A 17,807-nucleotide genomic window follows, 5' to 3' on the forward strand; every position below is an offset into this window, starting at 1 on the left:
TAACATGCAAAAGGTAGATGTTGTTGTAATTGGAGCAGGTAATGGAGGATTAGCTTCAGCTGCATCCTTATCTTTAGAAGGTAAGAAAGTAATAGTATTTGAAAGGCACAATATTCCTGGAGGTTGTGGCACAAGCTTCCGCAGGGGAAGATTTGAGTTTGAGGTAGCTTTGCACCAATTAAGCTCCATGGGAACCATAGAAAAACCAGGTCCGCTGAGGAAGCTATTTAAAGATTATGGTATAGAAAACAAAATTGACTGGATTGAAATAGAATCCTTGTATAAAGTAAATCTACCTGGAGGCAGAGGTGTTGCTTTACCAGCAGATAGAAAAAAAGCAGAAGAACTTTTAATCTCGGAATTTCCAGAAGAAAAGGATTCTATATTAAGATATTTTGAAATCGTATACAAATTTTGCTCTGAATCTGCAGATTTCATGAGCAAAAGTGCAGGTACTAATGGGGAACCTTCAGATATTAAAAAATTTATGGTGAAGGTTGGATTTGCTAAAAAGTATCCTATCTTAGCTAAGTATGGGTTAAAAAGCACCCAAGAGGTATTAGACGAGTTCTTTAAATCACCTGAACTTCAACTTTGTTTAAGCGCTTATTGGTGTTTTATGGGTATGCCTCCGGAGAGATTCCCTTTCTCCATTTTAGCTAAATGCACCCATATATATATTGAGGATAAGCCCTTTTATCTACGAGGGGGATCACAGGTTATTTCTCAGGCATTAACGGAGTCCATTAGAGATAGAGGTAATGAAGTTAAATTTAATTGTGGTGTTAAGAATATCCTCATAGAAAATGGGGAAGCTGTAGGGGTTATTGATGACAATGGAGAGGAATATAGATGTAAGAAAATCATCTCTAACATTTCTCCTCTGCACACCTATGGAAACTTACTAGATGAAAAAGATATCCCAGCTAAGGCTAGAGAATATTTCAAAGCATATACAGTAGGCATTTCAGCTTTAACATGTTTTATTGGATTGGATTGTCCACCTGAAGAAATCGGATTTACAGATTCCTTTAATTTAATTTATAACAGTTTAAATGCCAATGAAGATTTTATGGGAGCTTATGAGCTTATGCCTGAAAAAGACCCTATTATAGCTACTTGTTATACCGTAGACGATCCTATGGTATCACCAAAAGGTACAAGCATTATCACTGCTGGTACACTTAAATATGCTACAGAGTGGGAAAAGCTTTCACCAGAGAAGTACTATGAAACTAAGTATAAAGCAGCAGATATTATAATAGAGCGCTTGGAGAAAAACTTCCCTGGTATCAGAAGCCACATAGAAGAGATAGAGGTGGCTACGCCATTAACTCATATGAGATATTTAAATCATCCTGGCGGAGCTATTTATGGATTTGAGCAAGACCTTAAATCCTCTGTATATTTCTTCCCTAGAGATAACTTTGTTAAGAATTTAACCTTTGCTAGCGGTTGGGTTAATGTATGTGGATTTGGGCCTAACTATATGTATGGTGATACCGTAGCAAAAGAAGTAGCAAAAGAGGTGTAGTGATATGAAGAGTATGAAAGAAATAATTATAAGTGAAATGGTTCATGGAAATGAAATTTTAAAGGATATAGAAGTTACAAGAAAAAATGGTAAGGATTTAGTGCTGGAAAGAAATAAAACCAAAGAAATTATCGGCGGAATCCATGCAGAAAAGTTAGAACTTAAAGTTGTAGAAGTGTATGAGGTAACTAAGGAGTCTAAAACTATTCGTCTAGTATCGAAAAATGGATATCTGCCACCTTTCCAGGCTGGCCAATATATAAATATTTTTACTATAATTAATGGGGTGAGAACTAGCAGACCTTATAGTATTTCCTCATCGCCAAAGCAAAGAGCTTTTTATGAAATTACAGTTGCTCGTATACCTACAGGATTCGTATCAGATTATTTTTTAGATAATATAAAAGTGGGGGATGAATTTGAAGCTAATGGCCCTGCAGGAACCTTCCACTTTAATCCGGTTTTTCATCATAAAAAATCAGTGTTTTTAGCTGGGGGAAGCGGTATCACTCCTTTTATGAGCATGAGTCGTGAAATCCTTGAAAGTGGTATGGATAGAGAAATTTATTTAATCTATGGATGCAGAAGGGAAGAGCTTGCCATATATCATGAAGAACTTTCCCAAATGGCTAAAAATCATAGCAATTTCCACTATACCTTAGTTATATCAGATAGTGATGCGGAGTTTACTGGCAGAAAAGGATTTATAGATGCTAAGTGCATTAAAGAAATAGTGGGAGATTTAGATAATTGCACCTTCTATATGTGCGGACCACAAATAATGACGGATTTTTGTATGAAGGCTTTAAAAGAATTAAAAGTAAAGGATAGAAATATACGCCGTGAAATGTTCGGCTCAAGGCAAGATATTCAAAATGAGCCAGGGTGGCCAGATGAGCTAAAGGGCACTGAAGTGTTTAAAGTAAAAGTTGGAGATAAAGTTATTGATGCTAAGTCTAGTGAATCCTTACTTACAGCCATTGAACGTTCAGGACTAAGAATTAATGTTTGCTGCAGAAGTGGAGAGTGCAGCTTGTGCCGCATTAAGCTGGTGAGTGGAAATGTATTCATGCCAAGAGGGGTATTATTAAGACTTGCTGATGAAAAATTCGGATATATACACTCTTGTAAAGCATATCCCATAAGTGATTTAGAGATAATGTTTTAATAACATTTAGGAGGTTTATATGTTTTTCTTTGAAAACTATAGTTTACCATCAGTTTTAGCTCTAATTGGACTTCTTGTATTACTTCTTCTTGTAAATGAATTTACAAGAAGAAGTAAAATTGCAGCTATCCTTTGCTACATTATACTGCCAGTTCTTTTATCTATATTTTTATGGCCTAAATCAGCTGGAGCTGGTACCTCAGGCGGATATTGGTTTGCTTGGGTAAAGACTTATTCGGCCTTGGCAGGAGTTATAGGTTTTATGGCAATTAGGTATATAAAAAGGATTAGAGAAAATAAGTACGCAGTGTATTTTCCGGCTGCCATACTGATAATAAACATTATTGAAGCCATTTTCCGAGATATAGAAGTGTATTCCATGAATGGTAATATCGAAAATGGAATAGTTATGCTAGGAGGTACTTGGAATATCATAAACGCTGTTGCTGGTATTTTCCTAGTGTTATCTATGACTGGATGGGCCGGTATTAAAATTGCTAACACAAAGTCTCAGGACATGATATGGCCAGATCAATTGTGGTTTTGGATTATAGCTTATGATTTGTGGAATATATCTTATTGTTACAATTGTATATCCAATAGGGCTATGTATGCAGGGGTACTTATCATTGCAGCCTGCTCTATAGCGGAAATCTTTAAAAGAGGAGCTTGGTTACAGCATAGAGCCATGACCTTGGCTTTATGGGGAATGTTTTCATTATCTTTAGATTATGCAAAGTATCCAGCCTTTGGAATAACCTCTACCCACAATCCTAAGGCATTGTTAACCTTAAGTATATTGTCACTTATCGCTAACCTTGCAGTATTCTTATATGGAGTATGTAAGATGGTTAAAACCAAGAGAAATCCTCTTAAACAAGATTTATATACAGATTTAAATTCTTATAAGAAGAATTTAGCAGCTAATGGATTAGCCCATTAATTTAAAGGAGTGACATACGCAGGAGTTTTCAATAACTCCTGTGAAGGTCACTCTTTTAATATTTATAAAGGATTTTTGCTTATGGTGTGGAAATATTAATAATAAATGTAATATAATGTTATTGGATTAAGGTAAAATCTTTATTTAGGTATGAACATCATATTCTGCAATAATTAAAGTAATACCTATAGAAAGATAAATCTTAAAAAATACAGGAAAGGAGTTATATTATGAAGAAAGCTTTGATAATAATAGGACTTATAATCTCAGTAGTCCTTTTGGGGGATATTCTTCTTATTACTACTAAGAATAGCGGGATAGCTAATTGGGGAGGAATTATAATTCCATCCTTTTTGGCTGGGATTATAATAAATATCTTCATTAATAGTGATGAGAGAAAGAAATTTTATAAAATTGCTGCAGTTTCAACGGTAGTTACAAAGATAATTTTGTTTTTATTACTTGTTAAGGGGCCTACTGCTTTAGCAGTACTTCTTATGCTTATTATATATTATGGAGTATCCTATCTGTTTATTAGTTTAGGCGGCAAGGTTTTAGCGGGTAAGAAGGAACAAGATAGTAAAAGTGTATAAGTTTTGAACATGAGTATAAATACTTGGTTACAAAACATTATGTAAAATAAATAGTCAGCTTTATTTCTAAGAAAGCTGACTATTGTGCTTTTATATCTCTGGAAGGTTCGCCCAATATCTTTTAGGCATGCTTCTCTTTTGAAGTCTCGGATTTTCTCTTTCTAATATGGTGGTGCTCTTAAAATATCTTTTCCAAAGCTCTTCGTAAACCCCAGGGGTTATTTTAGGAACTTGTTCTAATTTTAATTCTCCTAAGGTGGCTTTTTCCCCATCATAAATTATAGCAATGTTTCTTTTGGTATCATGGATAATAAATCTCATGGAGGAGAATCTCTTTACAAAATGATTGAGTAATAGGGGGAGTATATTATGATCTGGGGATATTTTTGAGTAGAAGGTATCCTTATAAACCTCTTGAAATCTTACAAAGCCAGTAAATCTATGAGCTTCTAATGAAACTCTTCTAGCTAGCTTATGGGTGTTTAAAATTATGTCATTATTTAAGTGCAAATCCACCTCTTTTTCATACTTAAAGCATAGTTTTATATATTCATAAAGCAGAGAATAGTTTTCATCCTCTGAACTTAAAAATAAGTAGTAAATTCTTCTTAAGGTTTCATCCAGCAGCTTTTTTTCTAAAGAACTATAGACTCTTTCAAATTTATCCTTCTCTGTGTCTATTTCTATGAGCTCATAGGTAAAATTAGGTATATAGTAATTTTTATCTATAAACAATTCTGGTTTCTTCTTATTATAATAACTGTAATAAATGCAGGTTAAAAATCCTTCAAAACTACCATCAAACAAATAAACAATCATTATATCTCTCCTGTAATTGAAGTTTTTGAGTCTAAGAGTCGTATTTCCTCTTTTTTCTTTTGTACTATCTCTTCATCTATGCTGTTAAAAAAAGAAATTTGCTTAAATTCCATGGGTGTTAGTCTGTCCTCGATTTTTACTTTATCAAAACCTGTGTCACCATAGTATCTGCCGCTGCAGGTAATAAAATATTGAGCTCTTTTAAGTACAATGCCAAGCTTTTTTAAATCCTGAAAATTTAAAGAAGCAACCCTTCTGGTAGCAATAATTTTTTTAGCACTCATTACTCCAATACCAGGAACTCTCAGGAGAGTTTGGTAAGGGGCTTTATTTATTTCCACGGGAAAATCATTTAAATTATTTAAGGCCCAAAAGGTCTTAGGATCGAATCTATCATCAAAATTAGGACTATTTTCATTTAACAGCTCCTTAGCCTTAAAACCGTAAAATCTAAGTAGCCAATCTCCTTGGTAAAGTCTGTGCTCCCTTAGAGTAGGAGGGTGCATGATATTTGGAAGGTTAATATCCCTATTTATAGGGATATAGGCTGAATAATAAACCCTCTTTAGAGAGAACTTATTGTACAAACTCTCGCTAAGATTTAATATATCAAAATCATTTTCTTTAGTGGCACCTACAATGAGCTGAGTACTTTGTCCACCAGGTACGAAGAGAGAAGCACTTTTAAAAATTTTTTTATCTTCATTGTTATGTTGAATTTCCTTTGATATTAAATCCATGGGTTTTAAGATTTTTTCCTTGCTCTTTTGAGGAGCCAGAAGCTTTAAGCTTTGGGAAGAAGGCAGCTCTATGTTTATGCTCATCCTATCTGCATATTTACCTGCTTCCTTTATTAGTATTTCATCAGCACCAGGGATAGCTTTAACATGAATGTATCCATTAAATTTATGTACAACTCTTAAAGTTCTTATAACCTTAATTAGCAATTCCATAGTGTAATTAGCATTTTTGAACACAGCGGAACTTAAGAATAAACCTTCAATATAATTTCTTTTATAAAAATTTATAGTTAAATCAACTACTTCTTCAGGAGTAAAAGCTGCTCTTTCAATATCATTAGATGATCTATTTGCACAATAAACACAATCATATATGCAATAGTTGGTAAGCAGTATCTTAAGTAGAGATATACATCTTCCATCAGGGGTAAAGCTATGGCATATACCACAAGAGGAGGCGTTGCCTATGCCGTTATTTTTATTTTTTCTGTTGCTTCCGGAGGAAGAACAAGATACATCATATTTTGCTGCATCAGCTAATATACTAAGTTTTTCTTTTATATCCATATGCATCACTCCTAATTAATGGATTTAAATATATTATAGCACATATGTTCGTGTGTAATCCATATGAGTTTTGAGTTATTTTAAAATAACTTATATGTCATATCTCATATGGATGACATTGACTATACAATATTAAAATTGTATATACTCACTATTTAAAAAGTATACAATAATGTTGTATAATTATAATAAATATACTAAAAGCGAAAGTAGGGAAAATAAAATGGTTTATGGGAATATTGATAACTGGGAAAACTACCAATGCTTAAATGAGAATTTTAATAAAGCTTTCCAATTTCTGATTAACAATGATTTAAAGGAGCTTCCAGTAGGTAGATACGATATCTATGGGGAAGAGGTCTTTGCCATGGTTCAAGAGTATGATACCAAAGATGAAGAAGAGGGGAAATACGAAGCTCATAAGAAATATATTGACATACAGTACATGGTACAGGGAGAAGAAAAGGTAGGCTATGCCTTTGTGGAAAATATTGAGACCTGTTTACCTTATGATAGTGAAAAAGATTTTATGCTGTTAGAAGGAAAGAAGGAGTTTTTCTTCCTTAGAGAAAAAGAGTTTTATATATTCTTTCCGGAAGATGCTCATATGCCAGGGATAGCTAAGGGTAATAAAACTAGGGTGAAAAAGGTAGTTATTAAGGTTAAGGCGCAATAATTTTATATTGCTGGGAGGGTTATTTATGGTGGATAAAAATTCCACGGTTCCAATCTATATTCAGATAGAAGATTTTATAAAAAAGAATATTCAAGAGGGCGTATATCTATCCGGTCAGCCTTTGCCAACAGAAAGAGAACTTACTGAACTTTTGGGAGTTAGCCGAATGACAGTAAGGCAAGCTATTTCTAACTTAGTCCATGAAGGAGTATTATATAGGATAAGATCAAAAGGTGCTTATGTTTCAAAGCAAATTATTGAGAAAAAGATGGAAATAGAGAGCTTTAGTGAAGACATGAAGAAAAGAGGGCTTGCCCCTAGTAGTAAACTCTTAAGCTTTGAAGAAATATTACCTGATGAGGATATCAGAGCAAAACTTAAGCTTTCTAAAAATGACAAGATATACTTTTTGAATAGGTTAAGGCTTGCCAATGATGAACCCATGGCTATTGAATATTGTTATATTCCAAAGAAGTATTTTCCTGATATTAAGAAATATAATTTAGTGGAATGTTCCTTGTATAAAATAATGAAAGAGGAGTATTCTGTGAAGTTTAATTATATGCGACAAAAAATAAAAGCAGTGGATATAAGCAAAAGAGATGCAGAAATACTTTTAGATAAGCCCAAGGGCTTTGGCCTAGTTTCCCTTAAAATAGTATTTGATGAACATGAGAACCCAGTTGAATATACAGAAACTATATTTAATCCTGAAAGATATTATTTTGATATGATAATCTTCGATAATAATTAATTAAAAGTGCAATGTTGCCCTATGCGATGTTGCACTTTTTTATATTATATTTTTGTATACATTTTGGAAATATATATACAAGGTAAAAAATATATATACAAAACAAAAAAATATATATACAATGTAAAAATTGTATAGACAAAACAAAATGGACATGCTATAATAAATCCATAGTAAATTATGTATCCATACAAAGTAAAGGATTACAAATTGGTTATTCATACAATGGGAGGACGGTATAATGAAAAGTACTCGGGATACGCTGGATAAAATAAAGGGAGGACTGATAGTATCTTGTCAGGCTCTAGAAGATGAACCATTACATAGCTCTACCATAATGATGAGAATGTCAAAGGCGGCGTTGATGGGGGGAGCTGTAGGAATTCGCGCCAATACTGTAAAGGATTGCACGGAAATTAAAAAAAATGTGGATTTGCCTCTCATAGCAATTTATAAAAAGGTATATGGAGATAGTAATGTTTATATTACCCCTACCATAGAAGAGGTAAGGGAGTTGCTTTCAGTTAATGCAGAAATTATCGCTGTAGATGCCACAAAAAGAGCTAGACCTGATGGAAAATCTCTTGAAGAATTTTATAATGATATAAGAAAAGTATATAGTGGTTTGCTTATGGCGGATATATCTACTTACGAAGAAGCAGTGGAAGCTGAAAGGATAGGTTTTAATATAGTTTCTACTACTTTAAGCGGTTATACAGAATACACTCTTAATAGACCTAAACCTGATATTGAGTTAATCAAGCTCCTTAAGAGTGATATAAAAATACCTATAATAGCAGAAGGGAATGTGGAAACTCCTGAACTAGCGGTGGAATGTTTGAAAGCAGGAGCTTGGGCGGTGGTGGTAGGAGGAGCTATCACAAGACCACAACTAATAACTAAAAAGTTTGTTGATCTAATGAAAGTATCTTCAATGTAAAGTATTCTATTAACTCATTAACTATAGAATAAATAATAAATATTAGGAGGACAAAAATGAAAAAAGTAAAAATATTAACATTAATTCTTGCTCTTTCTACTACTGTAAGCGTACTTGCTGGTTGCAGTAAGGCTAATAACGATACTGCAAAGGTAGATCCTAACAAACCTGTGGAAATAACTTGGTGGGATTATCCAAATTTCCAAACTGGTACTGCTGGAGATTATGAAAAAAAGATAATTGAAAAATTCAATAAAAAGTATCCAAATATAAAAGTAAAACTTGAAATGATAGATTTTGCTAGTGGACCACAAAAGCTTAGCACAGCTATTGCATCTAACTCAGCACCAGATTTAGTTTTCGACTTCCCAGGAAGAATTATTGACTATGCAAGAAATGGTGTAATGGCACCACTAGATGATATGTTTACCGATGAATTTAAAAAGGATGTTCCAAAGGCTATAACCGATGCCTGTAAATTAGATGATCATTATTATATGTATCCGATAAATACTGCTCCTAACATGATGGTATTTAATAAAACAATGCTAGATAAAGCTGGAGTTACCAACATGCTTCCGCTAAATAAGACAGACAGACTTTGGACAAACGATGAGTATTTTGCTTTATTAAAAGCTATAAAAGAAAAAGTTCCTGGTATTGCTGCTCCATCAGCAATTTATGCTAAATCCAGTGCTGGTGACCAAGGAACTAGACCATACATAGCTAATATGGGCGGAGGAAAGATTATAGCTGATGATTTATCTAAATATGTTTTAAACAGTCCTGAAAACGTTAAAGCTTTAGAAACTATAGTTGACTCAATTAAAAGCGGATTAACTTTAAAGGGTGGGGAAGCACTTGCTTCTAACGATATGATAGATATGTTCTTATCAGAGAAAATTTCTGTATCCTTACTTTATAACCAAGTTTTAAAAGCTTCAAGCCAAGCTAAGAAGAGTTCTGCATTTGAAGAAGTGTACGTACCATACCCAACACCAAGTACATCACAAAAACCAATGTTAGAAGCATTTGTAGGTGGTATTGGTGTGTTTGATAACAAAGATAAAAATAAAGTTGAAGCAGCTAAAAAACTTGCAGACTTTATAGCTAATGATCAAGAAACCTTTAAAGAAAATATTAAATCTACTGGTGCTTTCTCAGTAAGAACCTCAGTAAAAGGATTATATGATGATGCAGAAGCTAAATATGCTGAAAGCATGCTAAAATACTTAGGAACATACTATAATGCAGTTCCAGGCTTTGCTGAAATGAGAACTCACTATTTCCCAACGCTTCAACAAGTATTACTAGGACAGACAACAGCTCAAAAAGGATTAGATGATTTTGTTAATAAAGCAAATGCTACATTAACTAAAAAATAGTTTAATATATGGGGTGGTTATATCCACTCCATATGATTTTAATGGAGGAGTTATGATGAAAAAAACACTTAAAGTGCATAATGGTACAGCTGCAAAAAAAATAAGCAAATTAGACCTTAAAGAATGGATTTCAGCGTATCTATTTTTAGCACCTATGCTAGTTCTATTTTCAATTTTTGTCATTTATCCAATGATTAAAGGAATATACATCAGTTTCTTTGACTATACCCTTAGAAATTTTAAATTCATAGGATTAGATAATTATAAAGCATTGCTAACAGATGTAGTCTTTAAAAAGTCTTTGGTTAATACTTTAATCATAGTTTTGGCTAATGTGCCTGCAGTTATATTGATTTCATTATTTGTTTCAGTAAATATTTATAAAAAGTCTCCTGCATTAAGGTCATTTTTTAGAGGGGTATTCTATCTTCCTACAGTAGCTTCAGTAGTAAGTATAACTGTTGTTTGGGGATGGATATTCCACCCTAATTACGGTATTTTGAACTATCTTACAAGCCTTGCGGGAATGGAACCTTTAGGATGGTTAGGAGATCCTAGAACAGCCTTACAATGTATAATCGTAGTGCTGGTAACCTTGTCAGTAGGACAACCTATAATACTATACGTGGCAGCCTTAGGCAATGTACCTACCTCTTATATTGAAGCTGCGGAAGTGGATGGAGCTACAAAATGGCAGGTATTTAGAAAAATAACTTGGCCATTATTAATGCCAACCACATTATACATCGTTATTATCACTACCATTAACTCTTTCCAATGTTTTGCTATCATACAGCTTTTAACTTCAGGAGGACCTGCTTTCGCTACAGAAACAATTATGTATTTGGTATATGAAAGAGCCTTTACATTAAATAAATATGGTTCAGCATCAGCTATGGGAGTTATTTTAGCCATAATCATAATGCTTATATCTGTAGTACAATATAAATTCTTTGGAGATGAAGTTAACTACTAAAATTGTGAGGTGATTGGTAATGAAAAATAAGTTTAAATTTACTCCCGCTGGTATAATTTTTAATATAATAATATGGATTCTTACTATACTATTTTTATTCCCATTCTATTGGATTGTAACCGGTGCCTTTAAGCCACAAAATGTAACAGTGCAGATTCCACCAGAATGGTTTCCTAAAAATCCAACTTTTGAAAACTTTATAACTCTTGCAAAAAACCCATTATTTCAATGGACATTCAATAGCTTTTTCATAGCTTTCTGCACTATGCTTGTAGTATGTTTAACTGCAACTATGGCTGGTTATGCTTTGGCCAAAAAGAAATTCCCAGGAAGAAACTTAATATTCTGGTCTTTGATTGTGGCTATGGCGTTGCCTAAACAAGTAGTTATGATACCTTTATTTACCATATTATCAAAATTAAATTGGATAAACTCTTATCAAGCTCTTATACTTCCTGCAGCGGCTTGGCCATTTGGGGTATTTCTTATGAAACAATTTTCCCAAGGAGTACCTGGTGAGCTTTTAGAGGCTGCTAGAATAGATGGTTGTTCTGAGCTAAGAACCTTCGTGAGCATAGTTGTACCTTTAGTAAAACCAGGAGTGGGTGCTTTAGCAATATTTACTTTCATTAGCTCTTGGAATGATTACTTCATGCAGCTTATAGTTATTAGAAGTTCAAATAAGCTTACTTTACCATTAGGTATCGCACTTATGCAGCAAGAATTCACTACAAACTATGGAGCTATTATGGCTGGTGCAGCATTAGCTTCCCTACCAATGATAATCATTTTTATAGCTTTCCAAAAATACTTTACACAAGGTATAACTATGGGAGCTGTTAAAGGTTAATATTTTAATACGAGGATGGTGTAAATTATGAAATTTAACAAAGATGATTTAAAAGGAATATTTATAGCTTTTTATGCTTGTTTTGATAAAGATAATAACATAAGCGAAGAAGCTACAAAAAAATTAGCAAGATTTTATGCTGAAAAAGGCGTTAAAGGATTATATGTAGGAGGAAGTTCAGGTGAAGGATTTCTTCTTACTGTAGAAGAGAGAAAGAAGATGCTGGAAGCTGTAATGGCAGAAGTAGGCTCTGAGCTTAAAATTATTGTTCATGTAGGTGCTGCAGCAACAAAGGATAGTGTAGAACTTTCAAAACATGCAGAAAAGGTTGGAGCTCATGCTCTTTCAGCAGTTCCTAATGTATACTACAAGATTCCAGAAAGAAGTATAGAGCTTCATTGGAAAAATATAATGGACAGCGCAGATCTTCCATTTATTATATACAATATTCCACAGACAACTGGATATGATCTTTCCACTAATTTGTTAAAAAAGATGCTTTCTTACCCAAAGGTTGTAGGAATTAAAAATAGCAGTATGGCTACTTATGATATTCAAAGGTTTAAAGCCCTGGGAGGAGAAGATTTATTAGTATTTAATGGACCGGATGAACAATTTATATCTGGAAGGATCATGGGAGCAGATGCAGGTATAGGTGGAACCTATGGTGTAATGCCAGAACTATTTTTGAAGGCAGAAGAGCACTTCTCTAAGGGTGAAATTAAAAAAGCTCAGGAAGTTCAGTATGCTATTAATGAAATCATTGGAGAGCTTTTATCCTTCCCATCTCTTTATGGAGCTGCAAAGGAAGTTCTTAAATTAAGAGGTATAGATATTGGAACTACAAGACTTCCTTTAGAACCTGTAGATATTGAAGACCTACCTAAGGTGAAAGCTGTTTATGAAAAAATAATCAATGCAATAGATAAATTCTGTTCTTAATAGTAGTTTTAGTAATAGAGCCTTGGGTATAGATTATTAAATGATAAATCTATACCCATAAATAATATTTTTTGAAATGATTAGACAAGGTGAGAAGTAAGTAAGAGGTAAGAAGTAAGAAGGAGTAGGAGGGATTTTTAGGATGCCGATTTTGGATATGTCTTTAGAGGAATTGAAGGTTTATAAGGGGATTAATCCTTGTCCGGAAGATTTTGATGGATATTGGACTAGAGCTTTGAAGGAGCTTGAAGGAGTAGATCCTTCTGTCGAATATATACCAAGCAATTTTAAAGTTAGCTATGCGGATTGTTTTGATATGTATTTTACTGGGGTAAAAGGGGCGCGTGTACATGCTAAGTGCCTTAAGCCAAAGAATACTTCTGGAAAGAACCCAGCCTTAATAATGTTTCATGGTTATAGAGGAAACTCTGGTGACTGGGTTGAGAAATTACCCTATGTAGCTATGGGATTTACCGTGGTGGCCATGGACTGTAGGGGACAAGGTGGTTCTTCAGAAGATGTGGGAGGTAATAAAGGAACTACCTATGGTGGACACATAATTAGAGGATTGGAAGATAATCCTGATAATTTGATGTTTAGGCACATTTTCCTTGATGCTGTAGAGCTTGCTAGGATAGTAATGGACATGGAAGATGTGGATTCAGAAAGAGTAGGAGTAACAGGGTATTCACAAGGGGGAGCGTTAACTTTAGCTTGTGCCTCATTAGAGCCAAGGATAAAGAAAATTGCACCAGTATATCCTTTCCTAAGCGATTACAAGAGGGTTTGGCATATGGATTTGGCTAAAGATGCCTATGAAGAGTTAAATTACTACTTTAGATTCTTCGACCCCCTTCATGAAAAGGAAGAAGAAGTGTTTACTAAATTAGGTTACATAGATGTAAAGAACTTGGCCAAATACATAAAAAGCGAAGTACTATTTACAGCAACCTTACTAGATAATATTTGTCCACCTTCAACGCAATTTGCAATCTATAATAATATAAACAGCAAAAAATCCTTAAGAATATATCATGACTATGGACATGAAAACTTACCTATGACCAATGATGCTGTTTTTCAATTTATGAAAGAATTATAATTTAATGATCAATAAACCATAGGAAATTTAACTATCAGTTAAGTTTCCTATGGTTTATTCAACAACAAATCCATTGGTATCCGTGATGAATGAAGCTATACTAGATGTATAGGATCCTATAATAATTAAGTGGAGTGATAGCTAATGGAAAAATTATTAGTAGGCGATGTTATTTATAACTTAAGAAAAGAAAAAAGAATTACTCAGGAACAGCTGGCTAATTTTATTGGAGTGTCCACAGCAGCGGTATCAAAGTGGGAAAGCGGGATTTCCTATCCAGATATAACTTTATTACCTGTAATTGCAACTTTTTTTAATGTTACCATCGATACGCTGCTAAACTTTAAAATTGAACTTTCAGATGAAGAAGTAATTAATATATTTATGGAATGTGAAAAGCTATTTAGTAGCGGCCAGTTAGATGAAGCCGTAGAAAAAAGCAAGAAATATATATCAAAATACCCTTATAGCTATTATTTAAAGCTTAAAATAGGTTCTTTGTTTACAATATATTCTTGGAAAAGTCTAGATAAAGAAAATGGTATAAAAAAGATGATAGGTTATTCCGTGGATTTATTTGAAGACGTGGCTAAAAACTGTAATAAAACAGAATTAGTGGAACATGCATTATTTCAGCTGGGTGCATTCTACCCTTCCATAGATGAAGAGGATAAGGCAATAGAAGCACTTAATAAAATTCATAAAAGCCAGTTGGATCCTGATGTTCTAATGGCAAACATATATATGAAGAAGAAGGAGTTTAAAAAAGCAAGGGAGATACTGCAAAGTCATTTATACAAAAGTATAAATGACGTTAGCATGCTATGTTCAGGTTTAACAAATTCTTATATGGAGGATGAAAATGCCTTATATATTATAGAAAGATATTACAATTTAGCTATTAATGTTAAAAAAGTACTTTCACCAGATGGTGATGCTGTATTAGCTTTATCTTTTGGATATTTAAATTTTGCACAAATTTACCTAAAATTTAATGAAAAGAAAAAAGCAATGCATATGTTACAGGAAATGATAGAAGATATAAGAAAAAATGATATAAATAAACTGGGAAAGTTTAGTTCTGTTTGGTGTTTTAATGAGATTCCCCAAGGAAAGCGCACTATAACCATGAATTTATACGAAAATATCTTCAAGATTTTTGAAGCGCCAGATTTTGATTTAATCAGAGATAGTGAAGAGTTCATTAGCATAGTGAAGGAATTAAGAACATTAGAGGGAAAATCTTTAAACAAATAATAAATTAGTGGCAGCTATAGGAGTTATTACTTAAATAAGTAATAACTCCTATAGCTGCCACTAATTTTACTTTACAAAATTAAACAATAAGTATATAATTAAATTTTGAATATAATTATAACAAGTATATCATTATATTCAAAATTTACAGGATAATCATAACATAAATATAGTGATGATGTCAAGGGGTTTTAAAAATGTATTTCTAAAAGTTTAAGGGAGAGTGATAAAATGAGTAATTTTAAGGAAAGTCAGAAGGAAGAATTATTGTACTTAGAAAAAACATTATCTATTATTAAAACAGAATTTGAGAAAGAAAATGAGTCTTTAAAACTTAAGCTAAGTAAGGTTATAGCTTCAAGAAGGGAAATGTGGGAGAAAAGTGCACACTCCTCAGAGGATTTTGATAACATACCAGAGATGAATCAGTATTTAAATGAAGTGAATATAGAAACAAGAGGTTTTTCAAGTATAGAAAAAAGAATTAATAAATATAAAAGAATGCTTAAATCTCCTTATTTTGGAAGATTTGATTTTGCTGAAGAGGGTTTTAATGATGTGGAAACTATTTATGTAGGGTTATATAGTTTCATTGATAAAAGAACTGATGATATTTATGTGTATGATTGGAGAGCTCCTATATCCAGTATATTTTATAGAAATGAATTAGGCAAAGGGTTTTACAAATCTCCAGTAGGGATTATTTATGGTGATGTTTTATTAAAAAGACAATATAAAATTGAAGATTCAAAGCTTAAATACTTTTTTGACAGTAGTATAAGAATAAATGATGAAATACTACAGGAAGTGTTAAGTAGAAATTCTTCTGATAAAATGAAAAGTATAGTTGAAACTATTCAAAAGGAACAGGATATTATTATAAGGGATACTGAAAATGAGCTTTTAATTGTTCAGGGTGTTGCTGGAAGCGGGAAGACATCTATCGCACTTCATAGAATAGCCTTTTTGCTTTATGAAGGACTAAGCTCAAAACTAGGTATAAATAATATTATAATAATTTCTCCTAATTCTATATTCAGCAAATATATTTCTGATGTACTTCCTGAGCTGGGAGAAGAAAATGTAAAGCAGTTAACCTTTGATGATTTTGTTTTAGGAGAAAAAAGGCAAAAGCAGATGGAAACTCTTATACAGCTACAGGGGAGTAATGAGTTTCATTTAAAGCTTGAAAGTATAAAATTTAAGGGTTCCAATGAATTTGTAAAAATACTTCATAGACTACTTAAGTACTATGAGAGACAATTCATTCCTTTTAAAGATGTATATTATAATGGGAAAACAATTGAAACAGCACAGGAGTTAAAAGGAACATTTCTTAATAATAAGATTGATATGCCTATAGCTAAGAGGTTAAAGAGAATAGAAGGCATGATGCTAAATAAAATACATCCACTAAGGAAGGATCGCCTTAAGTTAATTGAGAAAGCTGTAGAGAGAAGCACCGAAAATCATATGTTAGAGATAAAATCCTTCAGCAGACTGATAGCTATAAAGGAAGCTAATAGACTTATGGAGTATATTCATAGCTTTACAGAAGTAGATTATATGAGTTTATATAAAATGCTTTTTCAGAATAAAAATTTATTTTTCAAGCTGGCTAAAGGTATAAAACTTCCAAAGAATATAGATAAAATTATATCTGAAACAAATAAAAATCTTAATATAGGAGTTATATCCTATGAGGATTCTACAGCACTTTTATTTACCAAACTTATGTTAGAAGGAAATGAAGAATTTGGTGAAATTAAACAGGTAGTAATAGATGAGGCACAGGATTATTATCCAATACATTATCACATTTTTAAACTTTTGTTTAAAAATGCAAGATATACAGTGTTAGGTGATTTTAATCAAACCCTTGAAAAAAACTCGGATGAAAACTTATATGATTATATAGAAGAAGTGTTAAATAAAAGAAACTCTTTAAAGCTTACATTAAAGAAAAGTTATAGATCTTCTTTTGAGATTAATGCTTTCAATGAAAGAATTCTTAATAATAAAAATGAAATAATATCTTTTGAAAGGCATGAGGCATACCCTAGAGTAAAACGCAATGAAGATTTAAGTGAAATTAATAATTCTATATTAGAAGACGTGGATAAATTCTATGAGATGGGATATAAATCCATAGCTATTATATGTAAAAATTTAAAAGAGGCTAAAGATATACAAGAGAGATTAAGTGCCGATATTGATATAAAAATTTTAGATGAAAGCTGCTACGAAAATAAAAGTTCGCTGCTAGTTATGCCCTCTTATCTAGCAAAAGGTTTAGAGTTCGATGTGGTCCTTGCGTATAATGCTTCTAAAGAAAACTATAATAGTGAGTTTGATAAAAGGCTTCTTTATATTGCTTGTACTAGAGCATTGCATCAATTGGTATTATATTATACTGGAGAGAAAAGTGATTTTATTGGTTAGTTTATAATTATATAAATAATACTAAGTTTTTAATAGTGTGTTTAGTTAGAATATAGGGTTTTGCCAGAAGAATACATTAATGGTAAAATAAAAAAAGTAATAGAATTATATTATTAAAG

16 protein-coding genes are annotated in these 17,807 nt (G+C 32.6%); 14 read left to right on the plus strand and 2 right to left on the minus strand.

What is annotated here, in order from left to right; translation table 11 throughout:
- The first annotated feature begins 4 nt into the window (after nt 1-4).
- The 4 genes from BUA82_RS01805 (at nt 5) to BUA82_RS01820 (ending at nt 4,238) form a co-directional block, all read left to right on the plus strand.
- Nucleotides 5-1,534, plus strand: coding sequence for a phytoene desaturase family protein (locus BUA82_RS01805; protein WP_073004077.1), 1,530 nt, complete (start codon nt 5-7; stop codon nt 1,532-1,534).
- Between the two features lie 4 nt (nt 1,535-1,538).
- Entirely contained in the window at nt 1,539-2,702 is a 1,164-nt protein-coding gene (locus tag BUA82_RS01810) for an FAD-binding oxidoreductase (RefSeq protein WP_178140671.1), read from the plus strand.
- Nucleotides 2,703-2,721: 19 nt separating this feature from the next.
- A complete protein-coding gene (locus tag BUA82_RS01815) occupies nt 2,722-3,645 on the plus strand; it encodes a DUF5692 family protein (protein WP_073004079.1) in 924 nt (307 codons plus the stop codon).
- A 230-nt stretch (nt 3,646-3,875) separates the two neighbouring features.
- Entirely contained in the window at nt 3,876-4,238 is a 363-nt protein-coding gene (locus BUA82_RS01820; RefSeq protein WP_073004082.1) for a hypothetical protein, read from the plus strand.
- A 90-nt stretch (nt 4,239-4,328) separates the two neighbouring features.
- Here the strand turns inward: BUA82_RS01820 and BUA82_RS01825 are convergent, their stop codons facing one another.
- Both BUA82_RS01825 and BUA82_RS01830 read right to left on the minus strand, forming a co-directional pair.
- Complete coding sequence (locus BUA82_RS01825) at nt 4,329-5,057, minus strand: TIGR03915 family putative DNA repair protein (protein WP_073004084.1); 729 nt, start codon at nt 5,055-5,057, stop codon at nt 4,329-4,331.
- Nucleotides 5,057-6,364, minus strand: coding sequence for a putative DNA modification/repair radical SAM protein (locus BUA82_RS01830; protein ID WP_073004086.1), 1,308 nt, complete (start codon nt 6,362-6,364; stop codon nt 5,057-5,059). Before BUA82_RS01830 ends, BUA82_RS01825 begins: the two co-directional genes overlap by 1 nt.
- Before the next feature lie 223 nt (nt 6,365-6,587).
- Here BUA82_RS01830 and BUA82_RS01835 point away from each other — a divergent pair, with 223 nt between their 5' ends.
- The 10 genes from BUA82_RS01835 (at nt 6,588) to BUA82_RS01880 (ending at nt 17,688) form a co-directional block, all read left to right on the plus strand.
- On the plus strand, nt 6,588-7,040 hold the full coding sequence (locus BUA82_RS01835; RefSeq protein WP_073004088.1) for a NanQ anomerase/TabA/YiaL family protein: 453 nt from the start codon (nt 6,588-6,590) through the stop codon (nt 7,038-7,040).
- A gap of 25 nt (nt 7,041-7,065) precedes the next feature.
- On the plus strand, nt 7,066-7,794 hold the full coding sequence (locus tag BUA82_RS01840) for a GntR family transcriptional regulator (protein ID WP_073004090.1): 729 nt from the start codon (nt 7,066-7,068) through the stop codon (nt 7,792-7,794).
- Between the two features lie 241 nt (nt 7,795-8,035).
- The gene (locus BUA82_RS01845) at nt 8,036-8,734 is read left to right on the plus strand and encodes an N-acetylmannosamine-6-phosphate 2-epimerase (protein WP_073004092.1); all 699 of its coding nucleotides are present in this window, start codon (nt 8,036-8,038) and stop codon (nt 8,732-8,734) included.
- Nucleotides 8,735-8,790: 56 nt separating this feature from the next.
- Nucleotides 8,791-10,119 (plus strand): ABC transporter substrate-binding protein, encoded by a 1,329-nt coding sequence (locus BUA82_RS01850; protein ID WP_073004095.1) that lies wholly within the window; start codon nt 8,791-8,793, stop codon nt 10,117-10,119.
- Nucleotides 10,120-10,171: 52 nt separating this feature from the next.
- The gene (locus tag BUA82_RS01855) at nt 10,172-11,095 is read left to right on the plus strand and encodes a carbohydrate ABC transporter permease (RefSeq protein WP_479723157.1); all 924 of its coding nucleotides are present in this window, start codon (nt 10,172-10,174) and stop codon (nt 11,093-11,095) included.
- Nucleotides 11,096-11,114: 19 nt separating this feature from the next.
- Nucleotides 11,115-11,945, plus strand: a complete 831-nt coding sequence (locus tag BUA82_RS01860; RefSeq protein WP_073004099.1) for a carbohydrate ABC transporter permease — start codon at nt 11,115-11,117, stop codon at nt 11,943-11,945.
- Nucleotides 11,946-11,972: 27 nt separating this feature from the next.
- On the plus strand, nt 11,973-12,887 hold the full coding sequence (locus BUA82_RS01865) for a dihydrodipicolinate synthase family protein (RefSeq protein WP_073004101.1): 915 nt from the start codon (nt 11,973-11,975) through the stop codon (nt 12,885-12,887).
- A 142-nt stretch (nt 12,888-13,029) separates the two neighbouring features.
- Nucleotides 13,030-13,989, plus strand: a complete 960-nt coding sequence (locus BUA82_RS01870; RefSeq protein ID WP_073004103.1) for an alpha/beta fold hydrolase — start codon at nt 13,030-13,032, stop codon at nt 13,987-13,989.
- 144 nt (nt 13,990-14,133) lie between these two features.
- Nucleotides 14,134-15,246, plus strand: coding sequence for a helix-turn-helix domain-containing protein (locus tag BUA82_RS01875; RefSeq protein WP_073004106.1), 1,113 nt, complete (start codon nt 14,134-14,136; stop codon nt 15,244-15,246).
- Nucleotides 15,247-15,477: 231 nt separating this feature from the next.
- Nucleotides 15,478-17,688, plus strand: a complete 2,211-nt coding sequence (locus BUA82_RS01880) for a HelD family protein (RefSeq protein WP_073004108.1) — start codon at nt 15,478-15,480, stop codon at nt 17,686-17,688.
- Nucleotides 17,689-17,807 lie beyond the last annotated feature (119 nt).

Origin of the sequence: Clostridium amylolyticum (assembly GCF_900142075.1) — a bacterium.
Lineage (GTDB): Bacteria > Bacillota > Clostridia > Clostridiales > Clostridiaceae > Clostridium_AA > Clostridium_AA amylolyticum.